Annotated in this window: 12 protein-coding genes, 1 pseudogene and 1 riboswitch; of the genes and pseudogenes, 2 read left to right on the plus strand and 11 right to left on the minus strand. The window is 47.5% G+C overall.

The genetic code is table 11. The features are described from left to right. Nucleotides 1-59: 59 nt before the first annotated feature. On the plus strand, nucleotides 60-239 hold the full coding sequence (locus ACPW7N_RS08390; RefSeq protein WP_425650602.1) for a small acid-soluble spore protein H: 180 nt from the start codon (nucleotides 60-62) through the stop codon (nucleotides 237-239). A gap of 207 nt (nucleotides 240-446) precedes the next feature. On the opposite strand, the pseudogene ACPW7N_RS08395 reads toward ACPW7N_RS08390, so the two are convergent. The 6 genes and pseudogenes from ACPW7N_RS08395 to ACPW7N_RS08420 form a co-directional block, all read right to left on the minus strand. Beyond that, nucleotides 447-932 (minus strand): annotated as a pseudogene (locus ACPW7N_RS08395) (phosphomethylpyrimidine synthase ThiC); the annotation flags it as partial. Between the two features lie 41 nt (nucleotides 933-973). Beyond that, nucleotides 974-2,812: a peptidase G2 autoproteolytic cleavage domain-containing protein gene (locus tag ACPW7N_RS08400; RefSeq protein ID WP_425650603.1), complete on the minus strand. Its 1,839-nt coding sequence runs from the start codon at nucleotides 2,810-2,812 to the stop codon at nucleotides 974-976. Nucleotides 2,813-3,003: 191 nt separating this feature from the next. After that, entirely contained in the window at nucleotides 3,004-5,319 is a 2,316-nt protein-coding gene (locus ACPW7N_RS08405) for a peptidase G2 autoproteolytic cleavage domain-containing protein (protein ID WP_425650604.1), read from the minus strand. Nucleotides 5,320-5,483: 164 nt separating this feature from the next. Continuing rightward, nucleotides 5,484-7,256, minus strand: a complete 1,773-nt coding sequence (locus ACPW7N_RS08410; RefSeq protein ID WP_425650605.1) for a peptidase G2 autoproteolytic cleavage domain-containing protein — start codon at nucleotides 7,254-7,256, stop codon at nucleotides 5,484-5,486. A 306-nt stretch (nucleotides 7,257-7,562) separates the two neighbouring features. Further along, a complete protein-coding gene (gene thiC / locus ACPW7N_RS08415) occupies nucleotides 7,563-9,344 on the minus strand; it encodes a phosphomethylpyrimidine synthase ThiC (RefSeq protein ID WP_425650606.1) in 1,782 nt (593 codons plus the stop codon). Nucleotides 9,345-9,436: 92 nt separating this feature from the next. Then, nucleotides 9,437-9,548: riboswitch (TPP riboswitch) on the minus strand. 119 nt (nucleotides 9,549-9,667) lie between these two features. Further along, a complete protein-coding gene (locus ACPW7N_RS08420) occupies nucleotides 9,668-10,006 on the minus strand; it encodes a DUF1516 family protein (RefSeq protein WP_425650607.1) in 339 nt (112 codons plus the stop codon). A 251-nt stretch (nucleotides 10,007-10,257) separates the two neighbouring features. Here ACPW7N_RS08420 and ACPW7N_RS08425 point away from each other — a divergent pair, with 251 nt between their 5' ends. After that, entirely contained in the window at nucleotides 10,258-10,740 is a 483-nt protein-coding gene (locus tag ACPW7N_RS08425) for a GNAT family N-acetyltransferase (protein ID WP_425650608.1), read from the plus strand. An 86-nt stretch (nucleotides 10,741-10,826) separates the two neighbouring features. Here the strand turns inward: ACPW7N_RS08425 and ACPW7N_RS08430 are convergent, their stop codons facing one another. From ACPW7N_RS08430 to ACPW7N_RS08450, 5 genes are all read right to left on the minus strand, one after another. Then, nucleotides 10,827-11,903, minus strand: coding sequence for an ABC transporter ATP-binding protein (locus tag ACPW7N_RS08430; RefSeq protein ID WP_425650609.1), 1,077 nt, complete (start codon nucleotides 11,901-11,903; stop codon nucleotides 10,827-10,829). An 11-nt stretch (nucleotides 11,904-11,914) separates the two neighbouring features. After that, a complete protein-coding gene (locus ACPW7N_RS08435; RefSeq protein WP_425650610.1) occupies nucleotides 11,915-12,703 on the minus strand; it encodes an ABC transporter permease in 789 nt (262 codons plus the stop codon). A gap of 11 nt (nucleotides 12,704-12,714) precedes the next feature. Beyond that, nucleotides 12,715-13,608, minus strand: a complete 894-nt coding sequence (locus ACPW7N_RS08440) for an ABC transporter permease (protein ID WP_425650611.1) — start codon at nucleotides 13,606-13,608, stop codon at nucleotides 12,715-12,717. 78 nt (nucleotides 13,609-13,686) lie between these two features. Beyond that, entirely contained in the window at nucleotides 13,687-14,853 is a 1,167-nt protein-coding gene (locus ACPW7N_RS08445) for an ABC transporter substrate-binding protein (protein ID WP_425650612.1), read from the minus strand. Nucleotides 14,854-14,870: 17 nt separating this feature from the next. Further along, complete coding sequence (locus ACPW7N_RS08450) at nucleotides 14,871-16,331, minus strand: aldehyde dehydrogenase family protein (protein WP_425650624.1); 1,461 nt, start codon at nucleotides 16,329-16,331, stop codon at nucleotides 14,871-14,873. Nucleotides 16,332-16,433: the final 102 nt, after the last annotated feature.

Genomic DNA, 16,433 nt, shown 5'->3' on the forward strand with positions numbered 1-16,433 from the left:
TAACAAAATCAGTTTCAGAGAACGTTATCTTCGTAACACCAAATTGAGGAGGGTAATCCATGCTAAGTCAGCGAGCGAAAGAAATTGCCGGTTCTCCTGTAATGGCTAATGTCACCTGTGATGGTATTCCGATTTACATTCAACACGTGGACGAAAAAAATGAAACAGCAAGAATCTATCCTCTCGATCAACCAAATAACGAACGAGAAGTCCCAGTAGCAAGTCTCGTTGAGCATTAAAAAAACAGCAGAGGAATCCCCTGCTGTTTTTTTCTTTCTATAAATTTCGCTTCCTGCATCTTTAAATTCATTCGATTTTCTCTTTAAACCTTCTTCAATTGCCTCCTGATCACCAACCCCATGTTGTTTCGCATAATCACGTATGTCCTGGGTGATCCTCATACTACAAAACTTTTGCCAAATCTGCTGCATGTGCTGCAATTTTATAAGCAATAACCCTTCACGCACGTCATTTTTATTCGGCAGGCCAAGATGTTCTTTTGGAGTAACGTAACACAACATGGCAGTGCCAAACCACCCAATCATGGCGGCACCAATCGCTGATGTTATATGATCATACCCTGGAGCAATATCTGTAGTAAGTGGGCCAAGCGTATAAAATGGAGCTTCCTGAAAAACCTCCATTTGTCTCTCCACATTTTCCTTAATCATGTGCATAGGAACATGCCCCGGACCTTCAATCATCACTTGCACATCATGTTTCCATGCAATTTGTGTAAGCTCACCCAACGTATCCAATTCTGCAAACTGCGCTTCATCGTTGGCATCGGCTATCGAAAGGCGAAGGAAATACAGCGAGTGGCAGAGCGGCTGGTCAAGCGGCTCATTCTGAGGGATCGAATACCGAAGCAAACGGTAGCGCCGAACGGAGAAGCCGTACCGTACTTTTGTACAAAATAAGGAAGTCCACAACAGAAATAGGAGAGGGAATAATCGTGAGCATGAATTCTGTCTTAACGGAACACGATGAGGACTTGGTCTTCATCTGTTCTTTTCAAAACCCGATAACCACTTGCAGCATTCGTGGCGATGCCGTCATCATTGGGCATGCAATAACCGCCAACGATACAGGTTCCATCGTCTCGAACGAGGAGTTTGCCAATCATCCCGACCGCAGCCCACCCGGGTCTATTCATACGAGAGCGACACGGCTTCTCCGGTTCCCAGAGCGGATTGATAACAGGGCGGCGCTCCGTTCGCTCAGGCAAGATAATATTGCCTTCTTTATCGGTTACCGAGGGAAGTGTAACATCTTCATATACCCTACGGTTCCACTTGTCGAGTAAATATTTACCGCATGCAGGGTCTTCGGTATCTGCCAGCACCGCCGGATTGGAGCTGGTGACCCCGAGAATGTAGTCGTCGCTTGCTGTTGCCTTGCGAATTTTCTCACTTGCACTGTCAAGTGTAACGAAATAGCCGACGTCGATCGGTTCCCCAGATGAGGTTTCGTACATCTCGGCGAAGTCGCAGGCACCAGCCATCGGGGTGAAAGTATCCGCGGCTACATCACCTTCGAAGCAAGCATCGCCTGTTCTAAGGATTTTGGCGACAACACCAGCTGTGGAGAAAGCAGAGAGTCCATTCATGAGATACCAGGAAAAGGGGAGGTCACCACCAGCAACGTTAGGAGCCCCATTCATTCCCATGACGTGGACACCTTGCAGTCCGCTGGCGCTTGTTTGGAGTCCTTCCGTATGGGACTGGTTTCCATTTGCTATTGTAATCGTACCTTGCGCATGGGCTGCAGTACCACTGGCAGTTGTAACTGTTCCTTCCGCGTGAGAGCCAGCGCCACTGGAAGTAGTAACCTGACCTTCCGCATGGGATCCAAGGCTGCTGGCAATTGTAAAGAAACCTTCCGCATGGGATGATTGACCGCTCGCTATAGTACCCTGACCCTCTGCATGGGAAAAAACACCACTGGCAACTGTTTCCACTCCTTCCGCATGAGAAAAAGCACCACTAGCAGTGGAGCCAGAAGTAGTTAATACGTTAGTAGTACCGCCCTCCGCATGAGCAGCGAATCCACTTGCCGTTGTCCCAATTCCTTCTGCATGGGAAGCAAATCCACTCGCTGTTGTCCCAACTCCTTCCGCATGGGAAAAGTCACCGTTGGCAGTGGGACCAGGAGTATTTAATACGTCTGAAGTACCGCCCTCCGCATGAGCAGCGAATCCACTCGCCGTTGTCCCAACTCCTTCCGCATGGGAAGCAAACCCACTCGCAAGATTCGGTGCAGGATTGCCAAGCGGATCATCTCCGCCGCCTTCCACGTGAGATGCCTCTCCGCTCGCTGTATTTCCTTCTCCTTCTGCATGAGCGGCAATGCCACTTGCCTGCGTACTCAATCCCTCTGCATGCGAAAAATTACCGCTTGCAATTGGACCTTGAGTAATTGTTGCATTTGTTGTGCCGCCCTCCGCGTGAGCAGCAAATCCGCTTGCAATAGTAGCAATCCCTTCTGCATGAGAACTGGAGCCATTTACGAAGTTAGGAGCTGGATTACCAAGCAGGTCAACACCACCTCCCTCTACATGAGAGGCAAATCCGCTTGCAATATTTCCAGATCCTTCAGAATGGGCAGCATTGCCGATCGCGATTGTCTGGAAGCCCTCCGCATGGGAGGCTTCTCCGCTGGCAATCGTGATTTCTCCTTCCGCATGAGCGGCATTGCCAACTGCTACTGTTAGAAACCCCTCCGAATGAGACGCAGCTCCGTTAGCCGTAGTATTACTTCCTTCCGCTTCCGAGCATGGACCTATCGGGTTTTGATTGCATCCATTAGCCAATCCAATCATCCTTTCTGTCAAAACTTAGAAAATTGCAAATATTCCATTGCTATATTGAGAAGAAGTTGCTGGTAACAGCTGGGAGTAGGACATCTTCATACTGCTTGCGGTTCCATTTACAACAGAACATGAGATTGATAGAAGTAAAAAATACGGAGGGGAGGAGAGCAAATGAAAAGGTCTACGTTTTATTAGCGGAACAGAATGAGAATTTGATTCGGCCGCGTTCTTTTCATGACCCAGTATCCGTTATCGGAATTCGTTGCGATACCATCGTTGTTGGGCATACAGAAGCCGCCTGCTACACAGGTACCATCGTCACGGACGAGGAGCTTGCCGACAAGACCTACCGCAGCCCATTCTGGTCTCTGGGTACGTGAGCGGCAAGGCTTCTCCTGTTCCCATAACGGATTTAGGACGGGTCGCCTCTCCTTCCTCTCAGGCACAACGATATTGCCTTTCTGATCAGTAACAGCAGGGAGAACAATATCTTCGTACTGCTTGCGGTTCCATTCGTCGAGCAAAAATTTGCCGCAAGCAGGATCTTCGGTATCCGCAAGTACCCCTGGATTGGAGCTCGTGACCCCTAGGATATAGCTATCATTTGCTGTCGCTTTGCGTATTTTTTCACCGGATTTATCAAACGTAACGAAGTAGCCGACATCGATGACTTCACCGGTTAAGGATTCGAACATCTCGGCAAAGTCGCACGCACCAGCAGCAGGATTGAATGCAGAGGCGGTTACATCAGCGTCGAAACAGGCAGAGCCGTCGCTAAGGATTTTAGCAACGACACCAGCAGTTGAGAAAGCAGCGGGGCCGTTCATCAGATACCAGGAAAAATCCAGGTCACCGCCTGCTACATTAGGAGCTCCATTCATTCCCATGACGTGGACGCCTTGCAATCCGCTCGCACCAGTACTGACTCCTTCGATATGTGACTGGTTTCCATCTGCTCTTGTGTTAAATCCTTCTGCATGAGCATCTTGTCTTGTCGCTTGGGTAACAGATCCCTGCGCATGGGAGGCTAAACCACTGGCAAGTGTTCCCTGACCTTCCGCATGGGAGGATACTCCGCTGGAAACAGTAATTAATCCTTCTGCATGGGAAGAGGCCCCACTCGCAACGGTCAGGGTGCCTTCTGCATGAGCACCGTTATTTGTCGCCTCGGTTTCTACCCCCTCCGCATGGGAGGCTAATCCGCTGGAAACAGTATTGGATCCTTCCGCATGAGAAGCTAGGTTTGACGCTTCCGTTTGTGATCCTTCCGCATGAGAGCCTAAGCCGCTTGCTTCCGTATCTGCTCCTTCTGCATGTGCCGCTATCTCAGTAGCCTGTGTTCCTTGACCTTCTGCATGAGAAAAGTTACCCTCGGCAATCGTTTGCTGTCCTTCGGCATGGGCAGATACACCGGATGCTAGGGTTGAGAATCCTTCGGCATGGGAGGCAGGTCCGATGGCATTCGTTTCCTCTCCTTCCGCATGAGCCGCTCTTTCAGTAGCTTGTGTGCTGAACCCTTCGGTATGCGAGGCAAGTCCGCTGGCAAAAGTACCTTGTCCTTCGGCATGAGCAGATACACCAATAGCAAACGAGCCTAATCCCTCCGCATGGGACGCAATTCCAAATGCACTTGAATTCTGCCCTTCCGCATGGGCTGCCGTTGCCCCCAGATTTACCGTTGTGTTTTGCCCTTCCGCATGGGAGAAATCAGCATTCGCAGCAGTTTGTACCCCTTCAGCATGAGAAGCGATCCCGGTTGCTTCCGTATTGGTTCCTTCTGCATGAGCCGCGGCATTGCTTGCTGTTGTGAATTGCCCTTCGGCATGAGATCCGATACCACTTGAATTGCTTCCGTACCCTTCCACATGAGCAGCAAACTCACTTACAATCGTAAAGAATCCTTCCGCATGTGACCCATCTCCGCTAGCAATCGTGCTAAATCCCTCTGCATGAGAAAAATTACCGGTTGCAGCAGGACCTGGAAGAACAGCAGCATTATCTGTTCCTCCTTCCGCGTGAGATGCAATTCCGCTCGCTGTCGTATCAATTCCTTCCGCATGGGAACTGAAGCCGCTTGCCAGGTTAGCGGCAGGGTTGCCTTGCGGGTCAACACCGCCGCCCTCTGCGTGTGAAGCCTCACCACTGGCAGTATTTCCTTCTCCTTCCGCATGGGACGCGTTGCCGCTGGCCGTTGTCTGGAATCCCTCCGCATGGGACGCCTCACCGCTGGCCGTCGTAAGTTCTCCCTCGGAATGCGAGCCATTGGCGACTGCGATAGTTTGGAAGCCTTCGGAATGGGCTGTTACACCCATGGCAGTCGTCTGATACCCTTCCGCATGAGAGGCTTCGCCAACTGTTGTCGTGAGTTCTCCCTCGACATGAGAGGCATTACCGTTAGCGATCGTTTGAAATCCCTCCGCATGGGACGCAGCTCCATTCGCTATGGTATTGCTTCCTTCTGCCTCAGAACAGGGACCTATCGCGTTTTGATTGCATCCATCAGCCATGAAAGTCATCCTTTCCCTTCGAAATAGAAATTTACTTACATGTAATTGCCTACGTAAAAAAAGAGAATGCTGAGCAAACAGATGATGTGAGTAAATAACGGTGTATATTGAGGCGGGCAGGGGAGTTAGAGTGAGAGTATTCAATGAATCAACATGCATCTGGTCTAGCGGAACAAAATGAGAATTTGATCAACATCGGTTCGTTTAATCACCCGATAACCACCATCCGATGTGGTTGCGATCCCGTCATTATTGGGCATGCAATAGCCACCTGCTTTACATGTTCCGTCATCATGGACGAGGAGCTTGCCGATCAGACCGATAGCAACCCACTCCGGTCTCTCCGTACGGGAGCGGCATGGCTTCTCCTTTTCCCAGAATGGATTGATAACAGGTCGTCTCTCTGTCCGTTCGGGGATGAGGATTTTTCCTTCCTTATCGGTAACTGCAGGTAAAACGACATCCTCATACTGTTTGCGGTTCCATTTGTCGAGCAGAAATTTGCCGCAAGCAGGGTCTGCGGCATCTGCAAGTACCCCTGGATTGGAGCTGGTGACACCGAGGATATAGCTGTCGCTTTCAGTTGCTTTGCGTACTTTCTCTCCGGATTCTTCAAAAGTAACGAAATATCCGACATCGATGGGTTCTCCTGAAGAAGTTTCGAACATCTCAGCAAAGTCACATGCGCCAGCGGAAGTATTAAAACCAGCGGCTGTTACTTCATCGTCAAAGCAAGCAGTGCCATCGCTAAGAATTTTGGCGACAACTCCTGCTGTTGAGTAAGCAGAAGGTCCGTTCATCAGATACCAGGAAAATGATGTATCACCTCCAGCTACGTCAGGTGCTCCATTGATCCCCATGACATGGACACCTTGCAAACCGCTGGCGCTTGTATTAAGTCCTTCCACATGGGACTGGCTTCCATCTGCTATTGTATTTGCTCCTTCCGCGTGTGCGGCTACTCCGTCAGCAATTGTATTCAAACCTTCAGCGTGAGCAGCATCTTCTGTAGCTTGAGTGTTCGATCCTTCTGCATGGCTATTAGCCTCCGTGGCTTGAGTAAATGAACCTTCCGCATGAGAATGCAATCCGCTGGCTATAGTATTGAATCCCTCCGCATGAGCAGCAAATCTGCTGGCAATGGTATCTGAACCTTCCGCATGAGCCGCTTCATCTGTAGCTTGAGTTTCTCTACCTTCAGCATGAGAAGCAGGTCCAGTGGCACTCGTACTCTGCCCTTCCGCGTGTGAAAAATTACCGCTGGCAATCGGGCCAGGATTTAAAGTAATATTGGCTGTTCCACCCTCCGCATGAGCAGCAAATCCACTTGCGGTAGTACCAATCCCTTCCGCGTGCGAAGAGGAGCCGATTGCCAGAGTTGGTGCAAAATTGGCAGTAGGATCAGGACCGCCTCCTTCCGCGTGAGAAGCCCTGCCGCTAGCTGTATTACTGTCGCCTTCCGCATGAGAAGCGATTCCGCTTGCCTGCGTGCTTACTCCCTCCGCATGCGAAAAATTACCGCTGGCAACCGGACCTTGTGTAATTGTTGCGTTTGTTGTGCCGCCTTCCGCGTGAGCAGCAAATCCGCTTGCAATGGTAGCAATCCCTTCCGCATGAGAGCTGAAGCCATTCGCCAAGTTAGGCGCAAGATTACCAATTGGGTCAACACCACCCCCCTCTACATGAGAGGCAAAGCCGCTTGCGACATTTCCAACTCCTTCTGCATGAGCAGCATCGGCGCTCGCGATTGTTTGGAAGCCCTCCGCGTGAGAGGCCTCTCCGTTGGCCATCGTGATTTCACCTTCCGCATGAGATGCGTTGCCATTTGCTTGTGTAAGAAAACCCTCTGCATGAGAGGCAGCCCCATTTGCTATGGTATTGTTTCCTTCCGCCTCGGAACAAGGACCTATCGCGTTTTGATTGCAGCCATTTGCCATTTTAAAAATCATCCCTTTCATCCGTCGTGGAAGTTTTCGTGGTAGCCCTAATCTTAAGAAAGCGAAAAAAACTGTATAGATATTTATTGGGGAAGAGAGAAACCTAGTAAAAAGGAACGTGATACTAGGTTATAGCAATTCCAATAAATAACAATACAGTTTATGAAAGGGGGGGAAGTTTGCTTGTTCGATTGTCTACTATATTCACCCTTGTACAGAGATAAGCTTGTTCAATGAGCGTATCATTTATGTACACAAAAAAAGACCGCCATGAATGAACTAGAGTGCACCCCCTGCTGTTTTTCTCTATCTATAAATTTCGTTTCCCGCTTCCTTGAATTCATTCGACTTTCTCTTCAATCCTTCTTCAATAGCCTCCTGATCTCCAAACCCATGTTGTTTCGCATAATCACGAATGTCCTGAGTGATCCTCATACTGCAAAACTTTGGTCCACACATCGAGCAAAAATGTGCCGTTTTTGCTCCCTCAGCGGGCAGTGTTTCGTCATGATACTCCATTGCCCTTTCAGGATCTAATGATAAATTGAATTGATCCCTCCAACGGAATTCGAAACGAGCCTTGGACAGGGCATTATCTCTTTCTTGAGCTCCTGGATGTCCTTTTGCCAAATCTGCTGCGTGTGCCGCAATTTTATAGGCAATTACCCCTTCACGCACGTCATTCTTATTCGGCAGGCCAAGATGTTCTTTTGGAGTGACGTAACACAACATAGCAGTGCCAAACCACCCAATCATGGCGGCACCAATCGCTGATGTTATATGATCATACCCTGGAGCAATATCCGTAGTAAGTGGGCCAAGTGTATAGAATGGAGCTTCCTGACAGACCTCCATTTGTCTCTCCACATTTTCCTTAATCATGTGCATCGGAACATGCCCCGGACCTTCAATCATCACTTGCACATCATGTTTCCACGCAATTTGTGTAAGCTCACCCAACGTATCCAATTCTGCAAACTGCGCTTCATCGTTGGCATCGGCTATCGAACCTGGCCTTAGTCCATCTCCGAGAGAAACGGCGATATCATACGTTTTCAAGATTTCACATATTTCTTCAAAATGGGAATAAAGGAAATTTTCCTTGTGATGGGCAAGGCACCATGCCGCCATGATAGAACCGCCGCGAGATACAATCCCTGTAACACGCCTTGCAGTTAAAGGAATATAGCGTAAAAGCACGCCTGCGTGAATTGTAAAATAATCTACTCCCTGCTCTGCCTGTTCAATCAGCGTATCTCGGTAAATCTCCCAACTTAATTCCTCAGCTTTTCCACCGACTTTCTCTAATGCTTGATAGAGAGGCACAGTTCCAATCGGTACAGGAGAGTTGCGAATGATCCATTCACGAGTTGTATGAATGTTTTTACCTGTAGACAAGTCCATAATGGTATCAGCACCCCAACGTGTTGCCCATCTCATCTTCTCTACTTCTTCTTCGATCGATGACGCCACAGCGGAATTCCCGATATTTGCATTAATTTTCACCAAAAAGTTGCGTCCAATTATCATCGGTTCACTTTCAGGATGATTAATATTCGCAGGAATGATGGCTCGACCTGTTGCAACCTCATTGCGAACAAACTCCGGGGTTACATTTTCTCGAATGGCTATGTACTCCATTTCAGGAGTGATCATTCCTTTTTTTGCATAATGCATTTGTGTTACATTTGCACCTGCTTTGGCTCGCAATGGCTGACGATTCAAACCGGGAAATACATCTACTTGTTTAACGAATTCGTCTGCTTTATAACCGTTGTCCTCTGCTTTGATGAGTCTGCCCTCGTATTCTTCAACATCATTACGCTCAAGTATCCAATTTCGACGGTTTAATGGTAGACCTTGACGGATATCTGTCTTGATCTCTGCATCGGTATACGGGCCACTGCAATCATAAACTCTCACAGGCTCATTAAGTTGTTCGCTATCAGAAGCTAGAGTTGGGGTTAAGGCAATCTCACGCATTGGTACTCTGATATCCTCTCGTGAACCTTGAATGTACACTTTCTTGCTCCCTGGAAATGCTGAAACATCAGGAATTACTTCGCTACTTTGGTTTTTGCTTGCCATTTCATTTCCTCCTTAAAATGAATGTGAGCAAGCGGAGAAGCCATTTATGTACACAAAAAAAGACCGCCACGAAAAAGAAGCGGTCTTTGAATACACAAAGACAATAACTTTCCTCCGCTGGCATTACCCAGATCAGGTATTACGGTCGACAGCATATCGGCTATCCTCTCAGCCTGGCTTTACCAAGCTCCCGTTACTATTCAGTTGTCTTTTATATCCTATTACAAACTTGGTTTATGATTCAACCTGTTTTTTTTGAAAAGTAATCTTCGGAGAAATCCAGAAAGTTTACATAACATTTATTATGTTATCATTATCAAGTTCTATCCTAAAACAACATACCCATAATAGAGTACAAGTAACAAAGAAACAGCGAACAGCCCCCAGAAAAGTGAGACTGGCTTTCCTTTTTTGCCCCTTACCAGGATAAACTCAATAAAGAACAGAACCGCTATACCAAAAATCGATTTGACTACCGCCTGGCTGGCAAACTGATAAAGCGAGAGCATATGACCGCCAGTCGCTAGAACTAGCAGATAAAACAATCGCAAGATCATGTGTGTGATTTTTTGTGCTTTTTCCTTCCCTTGGACAAGCATGACATAACTGACTACAAACAAGAGTAAGGTGAGAAACCAGGTGGTTACGTGCATATGTATCATTTGTCTGCCTCCTTTCTTCCAACTTCTTCGTTGAACCGTTCTGTTTGGACGCGTATGTACAGAAGTTTTCGAATTATCATATAAGCATTTGCTTATTTCTTTTTTGCTATTTTTATCATACTTACATACTTATATCTGGTCAAGAGAACGGTGTAAGCAAAAAATACATTTTTACCAGCAACAGGATTGCTAGATGATTCGAAAATTGCTATTAATTTAGATAAGTAAAAATGTTTTTGTTGGAGGTTTAAATGGAACTTCTTTTCTATCAGTCAGAACATGATGATGTACTCAAAACATTTTCTCTCCCTGAAGAACAAGCGCAATTTACCGGCCTCCCTATCGAGGTACTTGATGTAACACTTGCTGATCCAAACCGACATGCGATCTGTATAATGGCGGAGGGTGTACCTGTTGGATTCTTTGTCCTGCATGAACGATCGGAAGAACCGCCAACCCAAAATCCAAATGCCCTTGTCCTCCGTGCCTTCTCTATCAACTATATTCATCAAGGTAAGGGCTATGCCAAAGCTGCAATGAAACTTCTACCTGACTTTGTAATGAGACATTTCCCTCACATAGATGAAGTAGTCCTCCGAGTGAATGAGAAAAATCACGCTGCAAAACAGTTATATGTTACCTACGGATTTCTCGACAACGGGTTAAAAGGTATGGGGCCGATCGGACCACAAAGTATTTTGCAAATGCCCATCTCTACAAGTAACAAGCAGTAACCAAACCAAAACCTTGCGAAAGTTTGTCTGATCGCAAGGTTTTTTTTATGTCCTTATGACACAGCCCAGTCAGGTTCACTCATTTGTTAGTTGGCTAATACAACTGCCCTCTGCTGATCCCAGCTAAGAAACACTTCTTCTCCTTGTGAAATGAATTCTTCTGTCGAGGCAGATTGAACCACAGACACCTCTTTGCCTGTGGGAAGAGTGACAATGGTTTTATAGACAGAACCGATAAAGACTCTTTCAGTAACACGTCCTACCAGGCACCGCACTCCCTCTTCGTGCTGCTTCTTGATGGTAACTTGTTCCGGACGAATCGATACGTACACGTCTTCCCGTTCATTTGTATTGAATTGACGCGGAAAGGTAAAACGAACCCCTTCGATGATTACTTCCTGTAGTTGCTCACTAGACGCAGCCACTTTTCCTGCCAACAGATTGGTCTCGCCTATGAAGTCTGCAACGAATCTCGTCCTAGGATGATTATAGATTTGATCGGGTGTATCGATTTGTTCAATTCGACCATTGTTCATCACAGCAATCCGATCAGACATGGTAAGTGCTTCTTCCTGATCGTGTGTCACATAAATAAAAGTAATACCCAGCTTCTGCTGCAAATGCTTCAATTCAAATTGCATTTGTTTGCGGAGTTTCAAATCCAGCGCTCCCAGTGGTTCGTCCAGCAAAAGCACCGTCGGATTATTGACGATAGCGCGGGCAACAGCCACCCGTTGTTGTTGTCCGCCTGAGAGCTCACGAGGTTTGCGTGTAGCAAAAGAATCCATCTGTACGATTCGCAAAGCATCTTGCACACGGCGATTGATCTCTTCTTTCGCCGTACCTTTCATCCGCAACCCATAGCCAATATTGTCACTGACATTCATGTGAGGAAACAACGCATAATTTTGAAAGACGGTATTAACGTCTCTCTTATTGGGAGGCAAGTTGGCTACATGCTTCCCTTCCAGCAAAATGTCTCCTGACGTGGGCTGCTCAAATCCGGCAATCATTCGAAGTGTCGTTGTTTTGCCGCACCCACTAGGTCCAAGCAAGGTCAAAAACTCACCCTTGTACACGTCAATATCCAAATCCTTTACAATCGGGGTGTCTCCAAACTGCTTGTTGACGCCAATCAAGCGAATCGTAACTTCTTTCGACATCCCTTCCCCCCCTATCCCTCTTTGCTGGTAAGCTTCGTTGAGATCACGATTAGTATTAGCGAACATAAAAAGACAAGTGTGGAGATTGCATTCACTTCAGGGGTGATCCCGTTCCTGGTCATTCCCCAAATCTGGATCGGCAACGTGTTGAATACACCATTCAAAAAGAAAGTGACCGGAATTTCATCCAGCGACAGTGTAAACGCAAGCAGTGCTGACCCTATCAAGGAGGTGCTGATATTCGGAAGGATGACGTGCCAAAACGTCTGAAAGCGGGTCGCCCCCAAATCGGCAGATGCCTCTTCAATCGTGCGGTCCATCCTTTTTAGCCGAGCAAACACCTGTGTCATGACGATGGCGATCAAAAACGTAGAGTGGCCGATAATGACGGCTAACATCGACTGTTTGATGCCGATTTCCTGGAAGAAACTGAGCATGGCCACACCAGTCAGAATCCCTGGCAAGATCAACGGGAGCAGCACAATTCGCTCGAAGATTTTTTTGCCTGGAAAATCAAAGCGATCCAGAGCAAATGCTGCTGGAACCCCCAGCAATATGGCGACGGTCGTACTGATCAGAGCGACCAGCACTGAATTTTTCAAGGATTCAATCAAAGCCTTGTTCTCTGCCATCACAATATACCATTTCAAAGAAAATTGGGTAATCGGAAAACTGTTAACACTGTCTGCATTAAAGGAATAAATCACAACAACGAACAGAGGAAGATAGATAAACGCAAGAACAAGCCCCGAGAAGAGTCCCAAACCTTTGGTAATCACATCCCAGCCACGGATCGTCATAGATCTCCCACCTACCTTTTTACCTGCGGAGAATCGAAAGCGGAGTAGCGTTTTTCCGATCGCCCAGTGAACTCGAGGATGGCAATGACCAGTACGAGGATGAGAATACCGATTGCCGATCCATACGGCCAGTTATTCGACGTCCCAAACTGTTGCTGTACGACGTTGGCAATCATCGTGCTGCTGTCAGGCCCACCCAGGAGAGACGGAGCTAAAAAGTCCCCCATCGACAGAACAAAAGCAAAGGTTGCTCCGGCAATGACCCCAGACAAGGAAAGCGGAAATACCACATGAAAGAAGGTGCGCAGCCGGCTTGCACCTAAATCCTTGGAGGCTTCCAGCAGATTCCTCGGAATTTGCTCCAACGCCGTGTAAATCGGCATTAAGACAAACGGTGCATAAATATGAACCATCCCAATAACAACGGAGATTTTGCTATATAAAAACACCTCAAGCGGTTTATCGGTCAGACCAAGGAAGATTAAAGCCGAATTCAGGATTCCGTTGGTGCCAAGGACAATTTTCCATGAATAGGCACGGACGATGTAGCTCACCCACAAAGGGATAATCACCAGCATATAAATGGTTTGCTTAAACCGACGCACCTTGAAATTGATGTAATACGCCAAGGGGAAGCTGATCAGTACCGTGACTATCGTTACCGTAAGTGCCAGTTCCAAAGTATCGAGCAATACTGTGTACGGTGCTTTGCTTCCTCCCATTGCCGTAAAGAACTTGGTGTAGTTCTGAAAATTGAACTCCTTTACTACATCGATAAATGGGCCTGGTTTCCAAAAGCTGTAGGTGAACAAATTCAGATACGGTAAAAACAAAAAGAGAATCAACCAGATTGCTGGCGGAAGCAGCAACGGCAAGTAAAGAGTAAGGTTCTTTCTATTTTTCATCGCTGCCCTCACACTCCTGTAAGAATGATGGGGTGAAGAGACACCGACACTGCCTCTCCACTCCCACAAATTCCTGGTCTAGTTCGTTTTTACTTCCGTCCAGATTTCGTTATATCTGCCACGATCTTTGACGTACTGCCAGAAGTTGAGACGGGTAAACATTTTATCCATGTCGTGGATGTAGGTCATTTCCTGCAACTCTTTGCTCATATGGTCAGCCGCTTTGGGATTGGCCACACTGTAGGTAGTTACTTCAGCGACGAGCGCCATTTCCTTCGGTCCGCTGATATAATCCAGGTACAAATCTGCCAATTCACGATGTTCGGAACCTTTTACAATCATGAGTCGATCGATCCAGCCCGTCGCACCTTCTTCTGGAATCGTCCATTTGAGGTTGCGACCCTTGGCATTCACTTCTTTTACCGTCAAAGGCCAACCGACTGCCATGACAACTTCTTTATTGGCAAACAAATCATTCAGCTCTCCAGCAGTTGCCCAGTACTTGCGAAGTTGCGGCTTTAACTCGATCAGTTTTTTCTTCGCCTCTTGCAGTTGATCTTCGGTCATGTTGTAAATGGCACCTTGATCCGATTTATCAAGTCCGGCAATTTGCCCCATCAGATAAATGTTGGAGATATCATCCCAGACAGAAACCTTCCCTTTGTACTGTGGGTCCCAAAACACCTGCCAGGACTTCGGCTCTTCTTTTACCACATCAGCGTCATAGATCAGGTAATCCGGTCCCCATGTGAATGGCAATCCGTAGATCTGTCCATCCTTTTGTACGTCAGTCAGGTTGCGCAGCCGTTCATTTAAGTCGTTGAATTTAGAGATTTTTCCCGGGTCAATTGGCTCTACCATGTCTGATTGAATCAGCATCCACGCCACATCAGAAGAAGGCGAAATAATGTCGTAGGTACTTCCCCCGCCCGCCTTCAGTTTGGCAACGAGCTCGTCACTTGATCCGAAATAGGTTGGGTTGATTTTTACGCCGTATTTCTCTTCGAAACCTTTTGTAAATTTGGGATCAGCATACCCTTCCCATGTAAGCAGATTGAGCGATTGACCTTTGAACTTCTCTTTCAATTCGTCACCAGAAGGCTGAGCGGGTTGCGTTGTTGTTGTATTGGCTGGTGTTGTTTGCGCTGGTTGTGTACTATTGCCACCGCCACCACATGCTGTCGCCAGCAACGCTGTAATGGTCAAACTCGATAGTATGGAGAGCCATTTTTTTGCTTTTTTCATAGATGTTCCCCCTTTGATTAGTCATTGTTATACCAGCCCAGCGGCTCCACTTGCAGGTTGAGATTGATCTGTTTCACTTCGGTATACGCTTCCAGCCCGAATGTACCCAGCTCCCGTCCAATGCCCGACTGTTTGTAGCCGCCCCATGGCGCTTCGTTATACGTCGGATGATAGGTGTTAATCCAGGTAATGCCTGCACGCAGTTTTCTGATAACCCGCATGGCTTTCGCACCGTCCTGTGTAAATACGCCCCCTGCCAAACCATAGACAGAGTCGTTTGCCAGACGGATGGCTTCTGCTTCATCCCTGAATCGTTGCACTACGAGAACAGGACCAAAAATCTCTTCTCTGACAATACGCATGTCTGGATGTGTGTTGATGAAAATGGTTGGTTCTACGAAATTGCCCTTTTCGTAATCCCCCTCTGTCAAACGATTGCCTCCGAGTACGAGAGTGGCCCCTTCCTGTTTCCCTGACTCAATATAGGACAGCACTTTGTTCATATGTGCTTCTGAGATGAGCGGCCCCATCTCTGTCAAATCATCCAGGCCATTTCCCACCCGGATTTTCTTGCTTCTTTCCACCAGCGTCTCAATAAAGCGATCATGAATGGAATCTTCCAAAAGTAGACGAGAGCCTGCTGAACATACTTGCCCCTGATTGGCAAAGATCCCGAACATTGCATACTCAACCGCAGTCTCGAAATCAGCGTCAGCGAAGACGATATTCGGCGATTTCCCACCGAGTTCCAGTGAGATTTTTTTCAGATTTCCGCTTGCCGCTTGCATGATACTTCTGCCTGTGACTGTCCCTCCAGTGAATGCTACCTTGTCGATCAGATCATTCGCTGCCAGTTCATGACCGACAACAGGGCCCGCACCCAACACCAGATTGGCTACACCGACAGGGAACCCTACTTCTTCTATGATTTCAAACAGCATGATTGCTGTGAGCGGTGTGACTTCCGCCGGTTTGAACACCGTGGTATTTCCTGCTGCCAAACAAGGCGCAAGCTTCCAGGCAGCCATAAGCAACGGATAGTTCCAGGGAACAATCTGACCGCAAACACCAATCGGCTCTCTTACGACCATCGTCGCCATCGGATCAGCGACCTGATAGGTCTGACCGAGCGGTTTATTGATAAGTCCTGCGTAATAACGAAAACAGTTCACTGCATCATTGACATCAAATCGACTTTCCCGCAAAGGTTTTCCGCAATTCTTTGTCTCGATAACAGCGAATTCTTCTGCCCGTTCCTCCAGTTTGGTGGCGAGTGCATAGAGCAGGCGTGCACGTTCCACCGGAGGGGTTTCTGACCAGCCTGTTTCATCGAACACTCGTCTCGCTTCCAGAATCGCACGCTGCACATCATCAAGTCTGCCCTCTGGAACGACAGCAAGCAGTTCACCTGTTGCCGGATTGAAAATTTCTCGAACCTGCCCCTCTTGCGCATCTACCCACTCACCAGCGATATACATTTTCCATGATTCTTTTGTTTGGATGGTCACCTATTCTTCCCCCTTTTTTCAGTAACTGGAATGGTACTGTCTCTACAAATTGCAAACCCCGTGCCAAAATAG

This window comes from Brevibacillus nigriterrae (assembly GCF_049846925.1).
GTDB lineage: Bacteria > Bacillota > Bacilli > Brevibacillales > Brevibacillaceae > Brevibacillus_H.

What these genes read in the sequence shown, in the direction of transcription:
- ACPW7N_RS08390 (WP_425650602.1), top strand. Translation starts at nt 60, where the DNA reads ATGCTAAGTCAGCGAGCGAAAGAAATTGCCGGTTCTCCTGTAATGGCT.
- ACPW7N_RS08405 (WP_425650604.1), bottom strand. Translation starts at nt 5,319, where the DNA reads ATGGCTGATGGATGCAATCAAAACGCGATAGGTCCCTGTTCTGAGGCA.
- ACPW7N_RS08410 (WP_425650605.1), bottom strand. Translation starts at nt 7,256, where the DNA reads ATGGCAAATGGCTGCAATCAAAACGCGATAGGTCCTTGTTCCGAGGCG.
- thiC (WP_425650606.1), bottom strand. Translation starts at nt 9,344, where the DNA reads ATGGCAAGCAAAAACCAAAGTAGCGAAGTAATTCCTGATGTTTCAGCA.
- ACPW7N_RS08420 (WP_425650607.1), bottom strand. Translation starts at nt 10,006, where the DNA reads ATGATACATATGCACGTAACCACCTGGTTTCTCACCTTACTCTTGTTT.
- ACPW7N_RS08425 (WP_425650608.1), top strand. Translation starts at nt 10,258, where the DNA reads ATGGAACTTCTTTTCTATCAGTCAGAACATGATGATGTACTCAAAACA.
- ACPW7N_RS08430 (WP_425650609.1), bottom strand. Translation starts at nt 11,903, where the DNA reads ATGTCGAAAGAAGTTACGATTCGCTTGATTGGCGTCAACAAGCAGTTT.
- ACPW7N_RS08435 (WP_425650610.1), bottom strand. Translation starts at nt 12,703, where the DNA reads ATGACGATCCGTGGCTGGGATGTGATTACCAAAGGTTTGGGACTCTTC.
- ACPW7N_RS08440 (WP_425650611.1), bottom strand. Translation starts at nt 13,608, where the DNA reads ATGAAAAATAGAAAGAACCTTACTCTTTACTTGCCGTTGCTGCTTCCG.
- ACPW7N_RS08445 (WP_425650612.1), bottom strand. Translation starts at nt 14,853, where the DNA reads ATGAAAAAAGCAAAAAAATGGCTCTCCATACTATCGAGTTTGACCATT.
- ACPW7N_RS08450 (WP_425650624.1), bottom strand. Translation starts at nt 16,331, where the DNA reads ATGTATATCGCTGGTGAGTGGGTAGATGCGCAAGAGGGGCAGGTTCGA.